The organism is Pseudomonas lini (assembly GCF_001042905.1).
In the GTDB taxonomy this organism is placed as follows: Bacteria; Pseudomonadota; Gammaproteobacteria; order Pseudomonadales; family Pseudomonadaceae; genus Aquipseudomonas; species Aquipseudomonas lini.
This window is the reverse complement of record NZ_JYLB01000009.1, coordinates 219,348-237,190: the sequence shown is the minus strand read 5'-3', so window position 1 is coordinate 237,190 and position 17,843 is coordinate 219,348. Positions and strand designations below refer to the sequence as shown.

The window sequence follows — 17,843 nt, the reverse complement described above, 5'->3', positions numbered from 1 at the left end:
CGGCCTTTTTATTATTGGAGTCAAGCGACCGGAGCACTACAGCGACATTCGTGCCAGAAATCCCAAGCGGTTGATCTGGCTTGGAAAATACGAAAAAGAAGGGAAAACCGCGTTCGTTGCTGAACAGAAATGAACAACCGTGACTGAACAATTGAACAGTTCAAAGGTTGACAATGAACAAATGTGAACAACACTCTATGGATGCTTTTGCGTGGGCCGCCACATTCACCCCATGATCTACGCGGTCACCCACATTCATCTGAAATGTACGCGGTCCCCCGGTAGGAGCTGCCGAAGGCTGCGATCTTTTGATCTTGAACTTCGCGGTCTTACGGGCGCCAAGATCAAAAGATCGCAGCCTTCGGCAGCTCCTACGGGTATTGTTTTCGGCGCGATATCGCGACAGCCCAACGTATGCAAAACCCATAAAAACAATAAAAGCTTGCTCAGAGATCGACTGCCATGGCCGCACCTGCCTCGCCGCTCTCCCACGACGCCATCATCCAGGACTCCTGGTCTCGCTGCCGCGCGTTCGGGCTCGATCATCAGAGCGCTCCGGCGTTCGATCAGCTGCCGGCCGATGGCATCGCCCAATTGCTGGAGAGCCAGCATTCACTGGTGCAGACCACCCATCAGGAAGTCCTGCCGTATTACGAGAACATCCTCAGCAACTCCAACTGCCTGATCATGCTCGCCGACAATCAGGGCCAGGTGCTGACGTCCTGGGGCACCCAGCGCTTCATCGAGCCGAGCCTGACCCGAGGTTTCAGCGCCGGCGCCAGCTGGATGGAGCGTTGCAGCGGGACCAATGCGATCGGCACCGCGCTAGCTTGCGAACAGGCCGTACATATCGAGCACGATGAACATTTCCTCAAGGCCAACCGCTTCATGACCGGTTCCGCCGCGCCGATTTTCGATGCCGAGCGCAAGGTGATCGCGGTACTGGATGTATCCAGCGACAGCTACCTGCCGCCGTCGCACACCTTGGGCATGGTCAAGATGATGAGTCAGACCGTGGAGAACCGGCTGATCCTCAACCTGTTCCATGGCCAGCATTTCCAGCTGACCTTCAACACCGGGCTGAATAACCTCGACAGCCAATGGGCCGGGTTGCTGATCTTCGACGAAACCGGTCAGGTGCTGTCGGCCAATCGCCGGGCCGACAATCTGCTGGGTATCAGCCTGTCGCGGGTCAGCGTCGAAAGCCTGTTCAAAGTCTCTTTGCTGGAACTGCTGAACCAGCCGGACGGCCTGCCGTTTGCCCTGCAAGCCTCGGGGCGCAACCGTTTTCAATGCCTGTTGAAGCGACCGAAACTAGCGCCGATTCAAGCCCGAGTGTTTGCTGAACCCACGGTGTCGGCGCCCACAGCGATCAGCCTTAATACCCTGCATTTTGGCGACAGCCGCGTGGAAAAAGCCGTGCGCCAGGCCGAGCGCTTGCTGGAAAAGGACATTCCGCTGTTAATCCACGGGGAAACCGGAGTCGGCAAGGAAGTCTTCGTCAAAGCCCTGCACCAGGCCAGTTCACGCAGCAAACAGCCGTTCATTGCCGTCAACTGTGCAGCGATCCCCGCCGAACTGGTGGAATCCGAATTGTTTGGCTACGAGAAAGGTGCGTTCACCGGCGCCAATCAGAAAGGCAGCATCGGGCTAATCCGCAAGGCCGACAAAGGCACCCTGTTCCTCGATGAAATCGGCGACATGCCGCTGCCGACCCAAGCCCGGTTGCTGCGGGTACTGCAGGAGCGTTGCGTGCAACCGGTGGGCAGCAGCGAGTTGTTCCCGGTGGACATTCGGATCATTTCGGCAACTAACCGCTCGTTGCGCGAACAGGTTCAGCTGGGGCGGTTTCGTGAGGATTTGTATTACCGCATTGGTGGTTTGACCCTGGAACTGCCGCCGCTACGGGAACGCAGCGATAAACAAGCACTGTTCAAGCGTTTGTGGGAACAGCATCGCGAACCGTCGCAGTGGGCCGGGTTGAGTTCCGAAGTGATGGAGCTGTTCAGTCGTCATCCGTGGCCGGGGAATTTGCGCCAGGTCAGCAGTGTGATGCAGGTGGCGCTGGCCATGGCCGAGGAACAACCCGTGCGGCCGGAGCATTTGCCGGATGATTTTTTTGTCGACCTGGAAATGGAGCCGGTGGATTCGCCGGAGCCGGTAGCGGTTGATTTGAATGATGCCGAGGAATTGAATCGGCAGTTGCAGGCGGCTGGGGGGAATATTTCGCACTTGGCCCGGCGGTTGGGGGTTAGCCGGAATACCCTTTACAAGCGATTGCGTCAGTTGGAAGGTTAAAGGCGAAGATCAAAAGATCGCAGCCTTCGGCAGCTCCTACACCGGTCCGCGTCCATCCGCGTCATTGTGAGCGAACAAAACCCTGTAGGAGCTGGCGAAGCCTGCGATCTTTTGATCTTCAACCAAACAAACAAAAACCCGCACAAGGCGGGTTTTCGTTTTTGTGAAAGGCGTAGCAAACGCTGCAATCAGTCAGCCAATCGCCAGGTCGTCCCACCCTTCCCGTCTTCCAGCACCACGCCCATGGCGGTGAGCTGGTCGCGGATACGGTCGGATTCGGCCCAGTCTTTACCGGCACGAGCTGCCAGACGTGCAGCAATTAGCGCCTCGACTTCGGCTGCGTCCACGCGCCCTTCGGCACCGGCCTGCAGGAAGTCATCGGCTTCAAGCTGCAACACACCCAGCACGCTGGCCAACTCTTTCAAACGAGCCGCCAAACCCGCCGCCGCATCGAGATCGCTCTCGCGCAGACGATTGATCTCACGAACCATCTCGAACAACACCGCACAGGCTTCCGGCGTGCCAAAGTCGTCGTTCATCACCTGAGTGAAACGCTCGACGAACGCTTCGCCACCCGCCGGTGCCACGTTCGGCAGGCCTTTCAACGCATGGTAGAAACGCTCGAGTGCGCCTTTGGCGTCCTTGAGGTTGTCTTCCGAATAGTTGATCGCGCTGCGGTAGTGGCTCGATACCAGCAGGTAACGCACGACTTCCGGGTGGTACTTTTCCAGCACGTCGCGAATGGTGAAGAAGTTGTTCAAGGACTTGGACATCTTCTCGCCATTGATGCGAATCATGCCGCAATGCATCCACGCGTTGGCGTAGGTCTTGCCGGTGGCCGCTTCGCTCTGGGCGATTTCGTTTTCATGGTGCGGGAACTCGAGGTCGCTGCCGCCGCCATGAATGTCGAAGGTCTCGCCGAGGCAGCAGGTGGACATCACCGAGCACTCGATGTGCCAGCCCGGACGCCCGGCGCCCCATGGAGATTCCCAGCTCGGTTCGCCCGGCTTGGTAGCTTTCCACAGCACGAAGTCCAGCGGGTCCTGCTTGGACTCGTCGACTTCGATCCGCGCGCCGATGCGCAGGTCTTCGATCTTCTTGCGCGACAGCTTGCCGTAACCCATGAACTTGGCGACGCGGTAGTACACGTCGCCATTGCCTGGGGCGTAGGCGTAACCCTTGTCGATCAAGGTCTGGATCATGTTCAGCATGCCAGGGATATGATCGGTGGCCCGCGGTTCCATGTCCGGCTTGAGGATGTTGAGGCGCGCCTCATCCTCGTGCATCGCGGTGATCATGCGTTCGGTCAGCGCGTCGAACGGCTCGCCGTTCTCCTTCGCCCGATTGATGATCTTGTCTTCGATGTCGGTGATGTTGCGCACATAGGTCAGGTTATAACCGCTGAACCGCAACCAGCGAGTCACCAGGTCGAACGCGACCATGCTGCGGCCATGGCCAATGTGGCAGTAGTCGTACACGGTCATCCCGCAGACGTACATGCGCACATTGTTGCCATCCAGAGGCTTGAAGACTTCTTTGCTCTTGGTGAGCGTGTTGTAGATCGTAAGCACGAATGCTCCTTCCTTAACGCTGAATCACTGGCCCCACGAATCGCGCAGGGTCACGGTACGGTTGAACACCGGAACACCTGGCTTCGAGTCCTTGATATCCGCGACGAAGTAACCTTCGCGCTCGAACTGGAAACGGTCTTCCGGCTGTGCATTGCCAAGCGAAGGCTCGGCACGACAACCAGTGAGAACTTGCAGCGAGTCAGGGTTGATGTTGTCCAGGAAACTGGCGCTGTCTTCGGCCTTTTCAGGGTTGGCCGAACGGAACAGGCGATCGTACAGACGCACTTCGCATTCGACGCTGGCCGCGGCCGGCACCCAGTGCACCACGCCTTTGACCTTGCGGCCTTCCGGATTTTTGCCCAACGTTTCCGGATCGTACGAGCAACGCAGTTCGACGATGTTGCCATCGGCGTCCTTGATCGCTTCGTCGGCACGGATCACGTAGCTGCCGCGCAGACGCACTTCGCCGTTCGGCTCCAGGCGCTTGTAGCCTTTCGGCGGCTCTTCCATGAAGTCTTCACGGTCGATGTAGAGCTCACGGGCGAACGGCAGGACGCGCACGCCCATGTCTTCTTTCGGGTGGCACGCCAATTCGAGGTTTTCGACCTGGCCTTCCGGGTAGTTGGTGATCACGACTTTCAGCGGACGCAACACGCACATGGCGCGTGGGGCGCTGTGGTCGAGGTCGTCACGGATGCTGAATTCGAGCATGCCAAAGTCGACCACGCCGTCGGAACGGTTGGTGCCGATCATTTCGCAGAAGTTGCGGATCGATTTCGGCGTGTAGCCACGGCGGCGGAAGCCCGACAGCGTGGACATGCGCGGATCGTCCCAGCCATGAACGTGCTTTTCATCGACCAGTTGCTTGAGCTTGCGCTTGCTGGTGATGGTGTAGTTCAGGTTCAGGCGGCTGAACTCGTATTGACGCGGCTTCGCCGGCACGGGCAGGTTCTCGAGGAACCACTCGTACAGCGGACGGTGGCTTTCGAATTCCAGGGTGCAGATCGAGTGGGTGATGCCTTCGATGGCGTCCGACTGACCGTGGGTGAAGTCGTAGTTCGGGTAGATGCACCACTTGTCACCGGTCTGGTGGTGATGCGCGTGACGGATGCGATACATGATCGGGTCGCGCAGGTTCATGTTCGGCGAGGCCATGTCGATCTTGGCCCGCAGCACGCGTGCGCCGTCCGGGAATTCGCCGGCGCGCATGCGGGCGAACCAGTCGAGGTTTTCTTCCACGGAGCGGTCACGGAACGGGCTGTTCTTGCCCGGTTCGGTCAGGCTGCCACGGTATTCCTTGGCTTGCTCAGGGCTCAGATCGTCGACGTAGGCCTTGCCGGCCTTGATCAGCTCTACCGCCCAGTCGTGCAACTGGTCGAAATACTGCGAGGCATAGCGCACTTCACCGGACCATTCGAAGCCCAGCCATTTGACGTCGCTTTCGATCGCGTCGATGTATTCCTGGTCTTCCTTGGCCGGGTTGGTGTCGTCGAAACGCAGGTGCGTGACGCCGCCGAATTCCTGAGCCAGACCGAAGTTCACACAGATCGACTTGGCGTGACCGATGTGCAGGTAGCCGTTGGGCTCAGGCGGGAAACGGGTGACGATCTGCGTGTGCTTACCCGAGTCCAGGTCCGCCTGGATGATCGGGCGCAGGAAATTGACCGGCACGGCAGGGCCAGTCTTGGAATTCGAGGTAGGGTCGACAGTGGGCTTGCTCATAGGATCCTTGAACGTACAAGTGCGCGGCCAGTTGGCCAAATCAAAGCGGCTGTTATAAATCAAAGGGGCTTATCATAGCCGATGCTGTCAAGTGGCTGACAGAGCAGGCCGGCAATCGGTTGCATTTAATCGGTTGCCAATGAAAAACAGCCTCGAAATTCGCGCCCGGCACGCTAAACTGCGTGCCTTGGCCGACACTGGCCGGACTGGTTGAGGGCCTGAACGCCCCGAAACCCACGAATTTCTTGAAAACGCTTCTCCTTATAAAGAGTACCGATCATGACCCAAGTCAAACTGACCACCAACCATGGCGACATCGTCCTGGAGCTGAACGCTGAGAAAGCCCCGATCACCGTGGCCAACTTCGTCGAGTACGTCAAAGCCGGTCACTACGAAAACACTGTTTTCCACCGCGTCATCGGCAACTTCATGATCCAGGGCGGCGGTTTCGAGCCAGGCATGAAAGAAAAGAAAGACAAGCGCCCAAGCATCCAGAACGAAGCCGACAACGGCCTGCCGAACGTGAAGTACAGCGTAGCCATGGCCCGCACCATGGAGCCGCATTCGGCTTCCGCCCAGTTCTTCATCAACGTGGCTGACAACAGCTTCCTGAACCACAGCGGCAAAACCGCTCAGGGTTGGGGCTACGCCGTATTCGCCAAAGTAGTCGAAGGCACCGACGTGGTCGACAAGATCAAAGGCGTGGCCACGACTTCCAAAGCCGGCCACCAGGACGTACCAGCAGAAGACGTGATCATCGAGAAAGCCGAGATCATTGAGTGATACTGCTGATTTCAGACTTGCATCTGGAAGAGGAGCGCCCGGACATAACCCGGGCGTTTCTGGATTTGCTCGCTGGACGTGCCCGCTCAGCGAGTGCGTTGTACATTCTGGGCGACTTTTTCGAGGCGTGGATTGGCGACGATGCCATGACGCCGTTCCAGCGTTCCATCTGCCAGGCCCTGCGCGAACTTAGTGACAGCGGCACGGCCATTTTTCTGATGCACGGCAATCGCGACTTCATGCTCGGCCAGGCCTTCTGCAAACAGGCCGGCTGCACGTTGTTGAAAGACCCGAGTGTCGTGCAGTTTTACGGCGAGCCGGTGCTGTTGATGCATGGCGACAGCCTCTGCACCCGCGACGAAGCGTATATGAAGCTGCGGCGCTACCTGCGCAACCCGATTACCCTGTTCATCCTGCGGCACCTGCCCTTGAGCACTCGCCACAAACTGGGGCGCAAGCTGCGCAGCGAAAGTCGTGCGCAGACGCGGATGAAGGCCAATGACATTGTTGATGTCACGCCGGAAGAAGTGCCGCGGATCATGCAGCACTATGGCGTGAAAACCTTGATCCACGGGCACACCCATCGCCCCGCCATCCACAAATTGCAGATTGGCGAGCAGTCGGCCAAACGCATTGTGTTGGGGGATTGGGATCGTCAGGGTTGGGCGTTGCAGGTGGATGAGAATGGGTTTGCGTTGGCGCCTTTCGACTTCACCCCGCCGCCGCAACTGGCAGCACCCGCAAACTAACGGCCAAACACAAAACCCTTGTGGGAGCGGGCTTGCTCGCGAAGGCGGGTTCACATTCAGCATCTCTGTTGACTGTCACACCGCTTTCGCGAGCAAGCCCGCTCCCACATTGACCGCGTTTTGTCTCAATGGCCTACCGAGGCCGGTCCCGCCTTCGCCGCAAACGGCGGTTTCGCCAGCCACACCAGCAGAATCAACCCCATGAACGCCCACCCCAGCAACGTGAAGTAATCCACGGTGGAGAGCATGTATGCCTGGCTGGTCAGCACATGATCCAGCTGCGCGTAAGCCGGGTTACCCGCCCCGCCCAGTGAGTTCAACGCCTCCCGGGTCGCCGGTTCATAGGTGGTGATGCTTTCACTCAAATACGCATGGTGCTGATCGGCGCGGCGAATCCAGATCCAGGTGGTCAACGACGCCGCAAAACTACCGCCCAGGGTCCGCAGGAACGTCGCAAGGCCCGCGCCGTCGGCAATCTGGCTCGGCGGCAAATCCGACATCAAAATGCTCAAGGTCGGCATGAAGAACAGCGCCACGCCAATGCCCATGAACAGCTGCACCAGCGCGATGTGCTGGAAGTCCACTTCGTTGGTAAACCCGGCGCGCATGAAGCAACTCAAACCGATGCAGAGGAACGCGCCACCGGCCAACAGTCGCAGGTCGAACTTGTGCGCGTACTTGCCGACAAACGGCGACAGCAGCACCGGCAAAATACCGATCGGTGCCACCGCCAGCCCGGCCCAGGTGGCGGTGTAGCCCATTTGGGTTTGCAGCCATTGCGGCAGAATCAGGTTGATCCCGAAGAACCCGGCGTAACCGCCCACCAGCACGATGGTGCCGATGCGGAAGTTGCGGTGGGCGAACAGCCGCAGGTTGACCACCGGATGCTTGTCGGTCATTTCCCAGATCACGAACACCGCCAGCGCAATCACTGAAATAGCCGCGCCAATGATGATGAAATTCGATTCGAACCAATCCAGGTCATTGCCCTTGTCGAGGATCACCTGCAACGCGCCGACGCCAATAATCAAAGTGATCAGTCCCACGTAATCCATCGGCTGGTAACTGGTCACCACCGGCCGCGCCTTCAGTTGCTGGCGCACTACCATCACCGCAAAAATCCCGATTGGTACGTTGATAAAGAAAATCCACGGCCAGCTGTAACTGTCAGTAATCCAGCCGCCGAGGATCGGCCCTGCAATCGGCGCCACCACCGTGACCATCGCCAGCAACGCCAGGGCCATGCCTCGCCTGGCGGGCGGATAGACCGCGATCAACAGCGTCTGGGTCATCGGATACAACGGCCCGGCTACCAGACCTTGAAGCACCCGAAAGCCGATCAGCTCCGGCATCGAAGTCGAGATACCGCACAGAAACGAGGCCAGCACGAACAGCATCGTTGCCCAGAGAAACAGCTTCACCTCACCGAAACGCCGGCTGAGCCAACCGGTCAGCGGCAGCGCGATGGCATTGCTCACGGCAAACGAGGTGATGACCCAGGTGCCCTGCTCCGAACTCACACCCAGGTTGCCGGAAATCGTCGGCAAGGCCACGTTGGCGATGGTGGTGTCGAGCACCTGCATGAAGGTCGCCAGCGACAGGCCGATGGTGCTGAGCAGCAGGCTGGGAGGCGTGAAAGACGCGTTATTGCTCATCGCGAATCCTTTGAAACCTGATTGGCGCTGCGTCTGTTACAGACGCAGCTGACCTTGTGGGAGCGACCTGTGGCGAGGGGGCTTGCCCCCGTTGGACTGCGCAGCAGTCCCATCTTCTAGGGCCGCTTCGCGACCCAACGGGGGCAAGCCCCCTCGCCACAAAAGCTCGCTCCCACAGGGTCGGTGTGATGACCAATCAGCGGTGCGCGGTTTTAATGACCGCGGCGCTGTTGTCGTGGATCAACTGGGTGATCATCGCGTCGGCCTCAGCCAACTGACGGTCGTAGACGCTGGTGCTGAACGACGCCTTTTGCGGCGGCTGTTGCGCCAGCACCGGGCCGCTCTGGTCACGCAGGTTCACATCGACCTGAGTCGACAGGCCGACCCGCAATGGGTGCTTGGCCAGCTCTTCGGCATTGATGTGAATGCGTACCGGCACCCGCTGGACGATCTTGATCCAGTTACCGGTAGCGTTCTGCGCCGGCAGCAAGGCAAACGCACTGCCGGTCCCGGCGCCGAGGCTGTCGATGGTGCCGCTGTATTTGACGTCGCTGCCGTAGAGGTCGGCCTCGATGTCCACCGGCTGACCGATGCGCATGTCACGCAGTTGGGTTTCCTTGAAATTGGCGTCGATCCACAGCTGATCCAGTGGAATCACCGCCATCAACGCGGTGCCCGGTTGGACCCGCTGGCCCAGTTGCACACTGCGTTTGGCAACGTAACCGGTGACCGGCGCGATCAAAGTGCTGCGGGCATGGGTGAGGTACGCCTGACGCAATTGCGCGGCGGCGGACATCACGTCCGGGTGCGACGACACCACGGTGTCATCCACCAGCGCGCTGGTGGTCATGAGCTGTTGTTTGGCGTTGGCCAAGGCGTTTTGCGCCGAGGTCAGGTCGTCGCGAGCGTGGGACAGTTCTTCCTGGGAAATCGCCCCGCCAGCGGCGAGGTTTTTCCGGCGATTGAAGTTGTCCTGAGCCTTTTGCACTTCGGCCTGCTGCGCGTTGACCTGGGCTTTCATGCCGTCGACATTGCTGTACAAGCCGCGCACTTGGCGCACGGTGCGAGCCAGATTGGCCTGGGCACTTTGCAGACCGACTTCGGCGTCGTTCGGGTCGAAGTTGACCAGCACCTGGCCTTCGTGGACCAGATCGCCATCGTCGGCACCGATGCTGACCACGGTGCCGGTAACCAACGGGGTGATTTCCACCACGTTGCCGTTCACATAGGCGTCGTCGGTGCTTTCATTCCAGCGACCGAAGAATTCGTGATAACCCCAGACGCCGAGCCCGGCGAGGATCACCATGATTGTCAGCACAAACAGCATGACTTTGCGTTTGCGCGAGTTGCTGGCGTCTTGAGAGTTGTCAGGAGCTTGAGTTGCATCGACAGTGGCCATGACGAGTACCTTGAATTAGTTGTGCTGCGTGGCTGGGGTTGCGTTGGCTGCGGTCAGGGTTTCGCCCTGGAAGCCGCCGCCCAGCGCTTGCATCAGTTGAATCGACAGGTCGATCTGCTCGGCATTCAGGTTGGCCAGCTGACGCTGGGCCTGGAGCAATTGCTGCTCGATGCTGAGCACGTCCAGATAGTTACCGATGCCGGAACCGTAACGCTGGACCACGGTGTTGTAAGAGTCCTGAGCAATGTCGGTCGCATGTTGCTGGGCGCCGATTTGCCGGCCGATATCGCGCAACTGGTTGATGGTGTCGCTGACATCGCCCAGGGCTTTCACTAGGCTTTTGTTGTACTGCGCCACCGCGAGGTCGTAATCGGCGTCGCGGGAATCGAGGTCGGCCCGCAAACGGCCACCGTCGAAAATTGGCACCGAGATCGTCGGCGCGACGTTGAAGAAGCGACTCGCCGAACCGAACATCGCATCGCCCAGCAACGACTCGACACCCGCCGCCGCGCTCAGGTTGAGGTTGGGGTAGAACCGGGTCTTGCCCGCCGCGATGTTTTTGCTCGCGGCTTCAACCCGCCAGCGCGCCGCCACCAGGTCCGGGCGACGACCAAGCAATTCCGCCGGCAGCACCGACGGCAACGCCACGGCACTGGCCTGAAGAACCTTCGGTCGTGCGATTTCGTTGCCGCGATCCGGACCTTTGCCCAGCAGCACGGCCAAGGCGATTTTCGCGCTTTGCAGGCGTTTTTCGGCGTCGATCAGGCTGGCTTCGGCGCTGGCTTCCAGGCTTTCGGTCTGCTGGAACTGGTACTGACTGTCGATCCCCGAGCTCAGGCGACGCTGGCTGAGGTCGAGCATTTGTTGGGTGCGCTTGAGGTCTTCGCTGGCCAGGTCATGGATGATGTGCGCCTGCCCCAGATCGCTGTAGGCGCGGGCGACATCGGCGGACAAGGTCAGCTGCGCGGCTTGCTGATCGACTTCGGCGGCACGGGCCTGGCCCAATGCGGCTTCCCAGGCATCGCGCTGACCGCCCCAAAGGTCGAAGTTGTAATTGAAACTCGCGTCAACGTTGCGCACGGTGGAATAGGTGCCACCCTGCCCGCTCGGGTCCTGATCGCGAGCCAGACGCGAACGGCTGACGCCGGCGCTGGCATCCAGAGTCGGCATCCGCGCGGCGTCGGCGGCATAGGCAGCGGCGCTGGCCTGATGGGCGCGGGCGTCGGCGATTTGCATGTCGGGGCTGTCGTGCAGGGCTTCGCGGACCAGACCGTCGAGCTGCGGATCGCCAAGGCTTTTCCACCAGTCGCTTTTCGGCCATGCCGCGGGCGACAGGGTCACGCCGTTGAGGGATTGTCCGGCCTTGAGATTTTTCGCATCGAGGCTGACGCCTTCGGTGGTCAGGCCGCTGTAACTGGCGCAGCCGGCGAGGCTCATGGCCAACAGCACCAGGCTCAATCCGCTACGCAGGCTTTTACTGTTCATTGCCACCTACCCGCAGCAGGGTGATCGAGTCACCCGCGGCTACCAGAATTTTCTTCAGGATCTGTTCCAGGGTTTTCAATTCTTCCGGGGTAATGGCGCCGGCCAGCTCATTCATGGCATCGGCGCCGATCTGCGGCAACTGATCGGTCAGCTGCTGGCCCTGCTCGGTCAGCACCAGCTGAACTTGACGCCGGTCTGCCTCGGAGCGTTGGCGGGCGAGGAAACCTTTCTGTTCCAGACGATCGAGCATGCGGGTCATCGAACCGCTGTCCAGCGACAGGTGACGGCACAGCTCGGCCGGCGTATCGACGCCGAACTGGGCCATGATGATCAGCACTTTGAATTGCGCGGCGGTGATGCCATGGGGTTCCATGTGCGTATCGATGATCCGGTCCTTGAGCAGCGCAGCGCGCCCGAGCAAAAGGCCGAGATGGCAATTATGGAAATCGTATGAGGAGAAATGTTTCATCTGACCACCAATTAGCTGCCTAGGCAGAGAATGTATGTCGAGATGTTACTGCCTAGGCAGCGAATGTCAACGTAATAGTTAGGTTGCTTTGTATTTGATTGATAAATGGCGCCCGAGCGGCCACACAAATCCCTGTGGCGAGGGGGCTTGCCCCCGTTCGGCTGCGAAGCAGTCGTCGCTTTTTGATTTGCAGAGTTTCAGAAGGAATGAAGTTGCAGGTTTTGGGGGCCGCTACGCGCCCCAACGGGGGCAAGCCCCCTCGCCACAGGGACCGCGCCAGATTGGAGGGGGTTAGAAATCCCGCTTGTAGAAGATGTCCAGCGAACTGGCCACGCCGCTGGCGGCTTCGAGGTAGACCTTTTTGCTCAGTTTGTAGCGCAAGGCGATGGTGTTGGCCGGCTCGAACACGCCGACCCCATAACGCAGGCTGAGCTTCTCGGAGATATTGCCGCTGGCTACCACGGCGGTATTGGCGCCGCTGCCTTGGGTATCGAGCTGGAAGTCCTGAATGCCCAAATCCTTGGCCAACCCGCTGGTCACCCCCGAACTGCCCATCAAACCCAACCCGAGGGCGGCCTGGGCGAGCATGTTGTTGTCTTCACCGGTGGTGCTCAGCGGACGCCCCAGCACCAGATAGGACAATGCCTGCTCCTGACTCATCGCTGGTTCGGAAAAGATCTGCGTGGTCGGCTGCTCGGCGCTGCCACTCAGGCGGATGCCGGCGATCACATCGTCGGTCTGGCGAATCGCTTCGATGTCGAGGTACGGCTGATCGATGGGGCCGGCAAACAACAGACGCGCCCGGCGCACCGTCAACCGCTGACCGTAGGCGCGATAACGCCCGTCGTTGAGCCACAACTCGCCACGGGTGTCCATGTTGTCGCCGATGTGCACCTGGCCTTGCAGGTTGGCGGTCAGGCCGAATCCGGCAAAGCTGAGTTTGTCCTGCCCGACCACTACATCGATATCCATCGCCATGGCCATCGGAGGTTTGCCTTCTTCGGTTTGCTGACCGACGATCACCGTGTCATCGGAGACCTTGACCGTCGATGGCGGCAGTTCTCGCACGGTGATCTCGCCCTTGGGCACCAGCACCTTGCCGACGATTGCCAGTTTGTCGTCCTTCATGGAGATCTTCAGGTCCGGCGCGACTTCCAACTCGGCGTAGGGTTCGACGGTGACCGGCAATTGCGAGCCCTTGAGCGCCAGATCCACCACCAGCGCCTGGCCCCAGGCGATGTTGCCATTGAGGCTGCCCTGCCCGGTCTTGCCGCTTTTCCAGCCGCCGTTCAGTTGCACGGTTTCGCCGGCAATCACGGCTTGAAGTTGCAAGGCTTCGAGCGCCATCGGCAGTTCAGGCCCGGAGATTTCACCGTCGCGCAGCTCAAGGTTGCCATTGACCAGCGGCGCCAGCAGTCCGCCAGACAATGTGCCGCTGCCGCTCAAATGCCCGGTGAGTTTCTCGACCATCGGCACAAACGGCCGCGCCACCGACAAGTCCAGACCACTGAGGCGGAATGAACCGGTCAGCGGTTTGTTCTTCGGCAGCGGGTTGATCTGCGCCTGAACCATCAGTTCACCGAGTTTGCCGCCGACAAAATTGAGGTCGGTGTCGATGCGTTTTGGCGTGAGTTTGCTGGTGAGTTTCAGGGTCTGGTACGGGAAATCCAGCCATTGCTCCTTCTCACGCATACGCAAGGTGCCGCCACTGGCGTCAATGCTGACCTGGCCGTTCGGGCCGCTGGCCGGCAGGTCCAGTTGCAGGTCGGCATTGAGCTTGCCCTTCCAGGCAAAATCCTTCGGCAACCATTGCGCGAGGCTGTCGATGGGGAACTGCTTGAGGTGATAACGCAGCTTCGGCTCGGGCATCAAGCGCTGGTCTTCGCCGCACAGGCTGGCCGGGCCGGACATCCAGCAATGGGCGCCGAAGTTGATTTTGCCGTCCGCCAGTCGCTCAAGCTTCGCCGGATTTTGCAGCTTCCAGTCCTGCCCGCCAGCCTGGATATCGCCACTGGCCAGACGCCCGCGCCAATTGCCCTTATCCAGCGTGCCGTCGAGACCGAGCGCCAGTTTCAGCTTCGGTCCTTGCAGGTCGAGGGCGAGTTTCTGGTTTTTGATGTCGCCCTGACCGCTGGCGGTCAACGTGCCCAGTGACGTGTCGCCGGTCCGAATGCCGCTGCCCTTGAGGTCGATCTTCGCCCGCTGGGCGTTGTCGAGGGTGGCGTCCAGATTGAGGCTTTGCAGGCGATTGTCTTCGAAGGCCAGTTGCGTGCCTTGCAGGCCGAGCTTGCCTTGAGGCGCTTTGAGCGTGCCGGCGACATCGACCCGGCCATTGAGCTGACCGCGCAGTTGCGGCCAGAACTGGGCCAGACGCGGCATCTTGATGTCGATCCGGCCGGCGAGTTTCTGTTGCAGGCTGCCCTGGCCATTGATGCTGTTGTCACCGAGTCGAATCTGCAATGCGCTGAGGTTCCATTGCTCGCCGCCGCCATCGGCCTTGGCTTGCAACACGGCCGGTTGCCCGCGCAGCTTGCCTTTCAGGTCCAGGTCGGCGGTCAGGCTGAGCCTTTCATTTTTCATCTCGCCTTTGCTGCGCAAGGGACCGGCCAACGTGCCTGGCAACTCCGCGAGCCAGTACGCCGGGTTGATCGCCGAGAGGTCCAGCGCCGTATCCCAAGCGATACCGTCGGCAAACTGCAGGTTCAAGTGCCCTTCAGCCTTGCCCTGCCCGGCTTCGAGTTTGAATTGTGGCAGATGGATTTTGGTCAGATCGCCGCTGAACGGGCTGTTCAGGCTGAATGCCCCGGCCGGGCCATCCAGTGCGGCTTTGAAGTTACCGATGTAGTTGCCGTCGGTGTAGGAGACTTCACCGTTGAAGCTGCGCAGCGCCACTTGCGGCTCGTCGATCAGCGGATAGAGACGGTGCCACGGGAAATCCAGCCAATCGATTTTCGCTTCAGCACTCAGGCCTTTGCTCCAATCCACCAGCCCTGTGAGCTTGAGGCTTTGTTTGTCGTTCGCCGTCAGATCAAGGCCGGCGATCTGCGCGCCCTTGGCGTCGACCTTGCCTTGCAGCGATAACGCGACCGGGCCTTGTTCTGCGGGTAACGTGGCTTTGCCGAGCAACTGGTAACCGTTTTTCAGGTCGCCGTCGCCGGTGAGTTCCAGTTGATTGAGTTGCAGGGTATCCGGTAGATCAGCGCTAGCCTTGAAGCCGTCGGCGGTGATGCGCACTTTGGCCGGCAGGTTTTCCACCAGCGGTTGCAGCTCCCCGGTGAGTTGGCCGTTCAGGTAGCCGCTGCTGTCGGCTTTCAGGTTCAGGGTTTTCAGCAGGTCGCCGTCGACTTTCAGGGCCAGCGACCATGGTTCGGTACCCGGCGAAGGCAAGGTCAGTTTGCCCTCAGCGGTCAGCGGCCAGTTGCCGCTCGGCTGCAACAGGCCCGACAGGTTCAGGCTCAGCTCATCACGCTGCAAATGCACCGAGTCGATCTGCAAACCCTTCTCGGTCCAGTGTGCTGCCAGTTGCAGCCCCTTGAGCTCTTCACTGCCGTTGAACAGCAGACGGCCAATTTTGACGTCGCCCAATTCGATGGCCAGCGGCAATTTCAAGTCCGGCAGATTGATCGGGCCGCTGCTTTGCTCTTCCACGCCCGGCGGGAATTGCAGGCTGACCTGCTCGGCCTGCAATTGCTCGATGCACAACGTCATGCGCATCAGGCACAGCGGCGACCAGGCAAAAATTGCTTTGTTCAGCTCAACCCGGCTGCTGTCCTGCTGCCACACCAGATGATCGGCGCTCCACTGCCCACCCAAACGGCCCTGGAAATTCTCCACGGTCAAACCCGGCACAAAGCCGAGCGCCCAGCGACTGCCCGTCGGAGTGCCCAGCACGGTGACCAGTGTCAGCACGATCAGCATCAGCAGCGCCGGGATCGCCAGCAGCGTTATTTTCAAACCACGCTTCACAGCTCAGGCCCCATGGAAAAGTGCAATCGAATGCCGCCGTCGTCGTCCATCGCGTGGGCCAGGTCGAGGCGAATCGGCCCCACCGGCGAAACCCAGCGTACGCCGATACCGACACCGGTCTTCAGGTTCGGCAGTTCGAGTGTGTTGAAGGAGTTGCCCTGGTCGATGAAGGTTGCGACCCGCCATTTTTCGGCGACGGAGTATTGATACTCGACGCTGCCGGCCACCATGTAGCGGCCACCGATACGGTCGCCATCGGAGTTTTCCGGGGACAGGCTCTGGTAATCGTAACCGCGCACGCTCTGATCGCCACCGGCAAAGAAGCGCAGAGACGGCGGCACCGATTTGTAGCCATTAGTGGCGCTACCGCCGACCTGCACCCGACCGAGCAAGCGGTGTTTGTCGAAGACCGTGGTCAGGCCTTTGACCAGCGCCGTGCCGTAGAGCAAGTTGGTGTCCGAACCCAATCCTTCCTTGGCGACTTTGGTTTCGAATTGCAGGCGATAACCGTTGTGCGGATCGATGCGGTTGTCGCTTTTCAGGTACGAATAACTCACGCCGGGCATCAGCAAGGTGCTGAGCCCCGAATCGTCACCGAGCTGGTATTCCTCGCGTTGCCACTTGAGCGACACCACCCGCTGCCAGCCGCTGGGCAGTTTGCTGTGCCACTCGGGGCCGAGGGTCAGCAGCTTGCTGAGGGTATCGGTGCCAGCGATTTCTTCATATTGATAACCACCGGCAAAGCGCAGTTTGTCGGTCAATGGCGGGTCCAGCGGAACGTCGTAAAACAGCCCGACGTTCTGCCGTGGCGCCGAAATCTCGGCCTCCCAGCCATAGCTGTGCCCCTGAGGATTAACCCAATGGCGGGTCCAGTTGGCTTTGACCCGTGGACCGACGTCGGTGGAAAAGCCCAGCCCGAGACCCATGGTCCGTGGTTTGCGGGTTTCCAGTTTGACCGCCACCGGGATCACGTCGTCCTTGGACGCGGTCGGCGCTGCGTCCACGCGCACGCCCTCGAAATAGCCGCTCGATTGCAGCGCCTGATTGAGTTCGGCGATCAGTTCGGAGTCATAGGGCGTACCGGCCTTGAACGGCACCATGCGTTGCAGCAAGTCTTCGTCGAACGGCGTGTCGCCTTCAAAACTGACCTTGCCCAGCGCATAGCGCGGGCCGCTGTCGTAGATCAACTCGATGTCGGCGACGCCGGCACGCGGATCCACCAACAGTTTCTGACGGGTGAAACGCCCACTGAAGAAGCCGTAGCGCGAGGCCTGGTTCTGGATCAGCCGCTTGGCGTCTTCGTAACGGCCATGGTTCAGAACCGCGCCGGGTTTCAGCAGGTCGCTTTTCGGTACACGAAAGGATTTGAACGAGGCTGCCGGGCCGTCGATGCGCACCGTGACGTTGCGCAAATGGATCGGCTCACCGGGGTCGATGTTCAGCACCAGGCGCGGCGTCTTGCCGCCCTTTACGTCACTTTCGATTTGCGGCTGGTAATAGCCCAAGGCCTGTGCGGCCTTGCGCGCCTGTTCTTCGGCGCCACGACTGAAGCGCAGCAAGGCTTCTTCATCGCGATCGCCGAGGCTACCGATATAGCCTTCTATATTGGCCTTCAGTTCATCGTTGGACGGTTTGATCCGCACATCCAATTCACTTTGCGCCAGCGCCGCGCAGCTGGAGATCAGCATCAGCACGCCACTGGTAAATCTTCCGGAAAACTTCATAGCGCGGATGCTATCACGAGCC

At 60.1% G+C, this 17,843-nt stretch carries 11 protein-coding genes; 3 read left to right on the top strand and 8 right to left on the bottom strand.

Features of this window, described 5'->3' with window-relative positions:
* The first annotated feature begins 462 nt into the window (after positions 1-462).
* Positions 463-2,298: a sigma-54-dependent Fis family transcriptional regulator gene (locus TU81_RS24300; RefSeq protein WP_048396899.1), complete on the top strand. Its 1,836-nt coding sequence runs from the start codon at positions 463-465 to the stop codon at positions 2,296-2,298.
* A gap of 188 nt (positions 2,299-2,486) precedes the next feature.
* Here TU81_RS24300 and cysS read toward each other — a convergent pair whose 3' ends face one another.
* Positions 2,487-3,869 carry a cysteine--tRNA ligase gene (gene cysS / locus TU81_RS24295; protein WP_038982480.1) on the bottom strand — a complete coding sequence of 461 codons (1,383 nt, stop codon included), beginning with the start codon at positions 3,867-3,869 and terminating at the stop codon, positions 2,487-2,489.
* 24 nt (positions 3,870-3,893) lie between these two features.
* Positions 3,894-5,591, bottom strand: a complete 1,698-nt coding sequence (locus TU81_RS24290) for a glutamine--tRNA ligase/YqeY domain fusion protein (RefSeq protein WP_038982478.1) — start codon at positions 5,589-5,591, stop codon at positions 3,894-3,896.
* A 279-nt stretch (positions 5,592-5,870) separates the two neighbouring features.
* Between TU81_RS24290 and TU81_RS24285 the strand changes: the two genes are divergently transcribed.
* Both TU81_RS24285 and lpxH read left to right on the top strand, forming a co-directional pair.
* Positions 5,871-6,374 (top strand): peptidylprolyl isomerase, encoded by a 504-nt coding sequence (locus tag TU81_RS24285; protein ID WP_038982475.1) that lies wholly within the window; start codon positions 5,871-5,873, stop codon positions 6,372-6,374.
* On the top strand, positions 6,371-7,123 hold the full coding sequence (gene lpxH / locus TU81_RS24280) for a UDP-2,3-diacylglucosamine diphosphatase (RefSeq protein ID WP_048396897.1): 753 nt from the start codon (positions 6,371-6,373) through the stop codon (positions 7,121-7,123). Before TU81_RS24285 ends, lpxH begins: the two co-directional genes overlap by 4 nt.
* Before the next feature lie 125 nt (positions 7,124-7,248).
* On the opposite strand, the gene TU81_RS24275 is transcribed toward lpxH, so the two are convergent.
* The 6 genes from TU81_RS24275 to TU81_RS24250 all read right to left on the bottom strand — a co-directional run bounded on the left by TU81_RS24275 (position 7,249) and on the right by TU81_RS24250 (position 17,821).
* Positions 7,249-8,778, bottom strand: coding sequence for a DHA2 family efflux MFS transporter permease subunit (locus tag TU81_RS24275; RefSeq protein ID WP_048396895.1), 1,530 nt, complete (start codon positions 8,776-8,778; stop codon positions 7,249-7,251).
* Between the two features lie 196 nt (positions 8,779-8,974).
* A complete protein-coding gene (locus TU81_RS24270; protein ID WP_048396892.1) occupies positions 8,975-10,177 on the bottom strand; it encodes an HlyD family secretion protein in 1,203 nt (400 codons plus the stop codon).
* Positions 10,178-10,192: 15 nt separating this feature from the next.
* On the bottom strand, positions 10,193-11,662 hold the full coding sequence (locus TU81_RS24265; protein WP_048396890.1) for an efflux transporter outer membrane subunit: 1,470 nt from the start codon (positions 11,660-11,662) through the stop codon (positions 10,193-10,195).
* Complete coding sequence (locus tag TU81_RS24260; RefSeq protein ID WP_038982469.1) at positions 11,652-12,131, bottom strand: MarR family winged helix-turn-helix transcriptional regulator; 480 nt, start codon at positions 12,129-12,131, stop codon at positions 11,652-11,654. The genes TU81_RS24265 and TU81_RS24260 overlap by 11 nt, the downstream gene beginning before the upstream one ends.
* A 291-nt stretch (positions 12,132-12,422) precedes the next feature.
* Entirely contained in the window at positions 12,423-16,097 is a 3,675-nt protein-coding gene (locus TU81_RS24255) for a translocation/assembly module TamB domain-containing protein (protein ID WP_048396889.1), read from the bottom strand.
* On the bottom strand, positions 16,094-17,821 hold the full coding sequence (locus tag TU81_RS24250; protein WP_048396887.1) for an autotransporter assembly complex protein TamA: 1,728 nt from the start codon (positions 17,819-17,821) through the stop codon (positions 16,094-16,096). Before TU81_RS24250 ends, TU81_RS24255 begins: the two co-directional genes overlap by 4 nt.
* Positions 17,822-17,843 lie beyond the last annotated feature (22 nt).

Bases quoted from the DNA above. Each gene is read 5' to 3' on its own strand.
- TU81_RS24300 (WP_048396899.1), top strand. From the start codon at position 463: ATGGCCGCACCTGCCTCGCCGCTCTCCCACGACGCCATCATCCAGGAC.
- TU81_RS24290 (WP_038982478.1), bottom strand. From the start codon at position 5,591: ATGAGCAAGCCCACTGTCGACCCTACCTCGAATTCCAAGACTGGCCCT.
- TU81_RS24285 (WP_038982475.1), top strand. From the start codon at position 5,871: ATGACCCAAGTCAAACTGACCACCAACCATGGCGACATCGTCCTGGAG.
- TU81_RS24275 (WP_048396895.1), bottom strand. From the start codon at position 8,778: ATGAGCAATAACGCGTCTTTCACGCCTCCCAGCCTGCTGCTCAGCACC.
- TU81_RS24270 (WP_048396892.1), bottom strand. From the start codon at position 10,177: ATGGCCACTGTCGATGCAACTCAAGCTCCTGACAACTCTCAAGACGCC.
- TU81_RS24265 (WP_048396890.1), bottom strand. From the start codon at position 11,662: ATGAACAGTAAAAGCCTGCGTAGCGGATTGAGCCTGGTGCTGTTGGCC.
- TU81_RS24260 (WP_038982469.1), bottom strand. From the start codon at position 12,131: ATGAAACATTTCTCCTCATACGATTTCCATAATTGCCATCTCGGCCTT.
- TU81_RS24250 (WP_048396887.1), bottom strand. From the start codon at position 17,821: ATGAAGTTTTCCGGAAGATTTACCAGTGGCGTGCTGATGCTGATCTCC.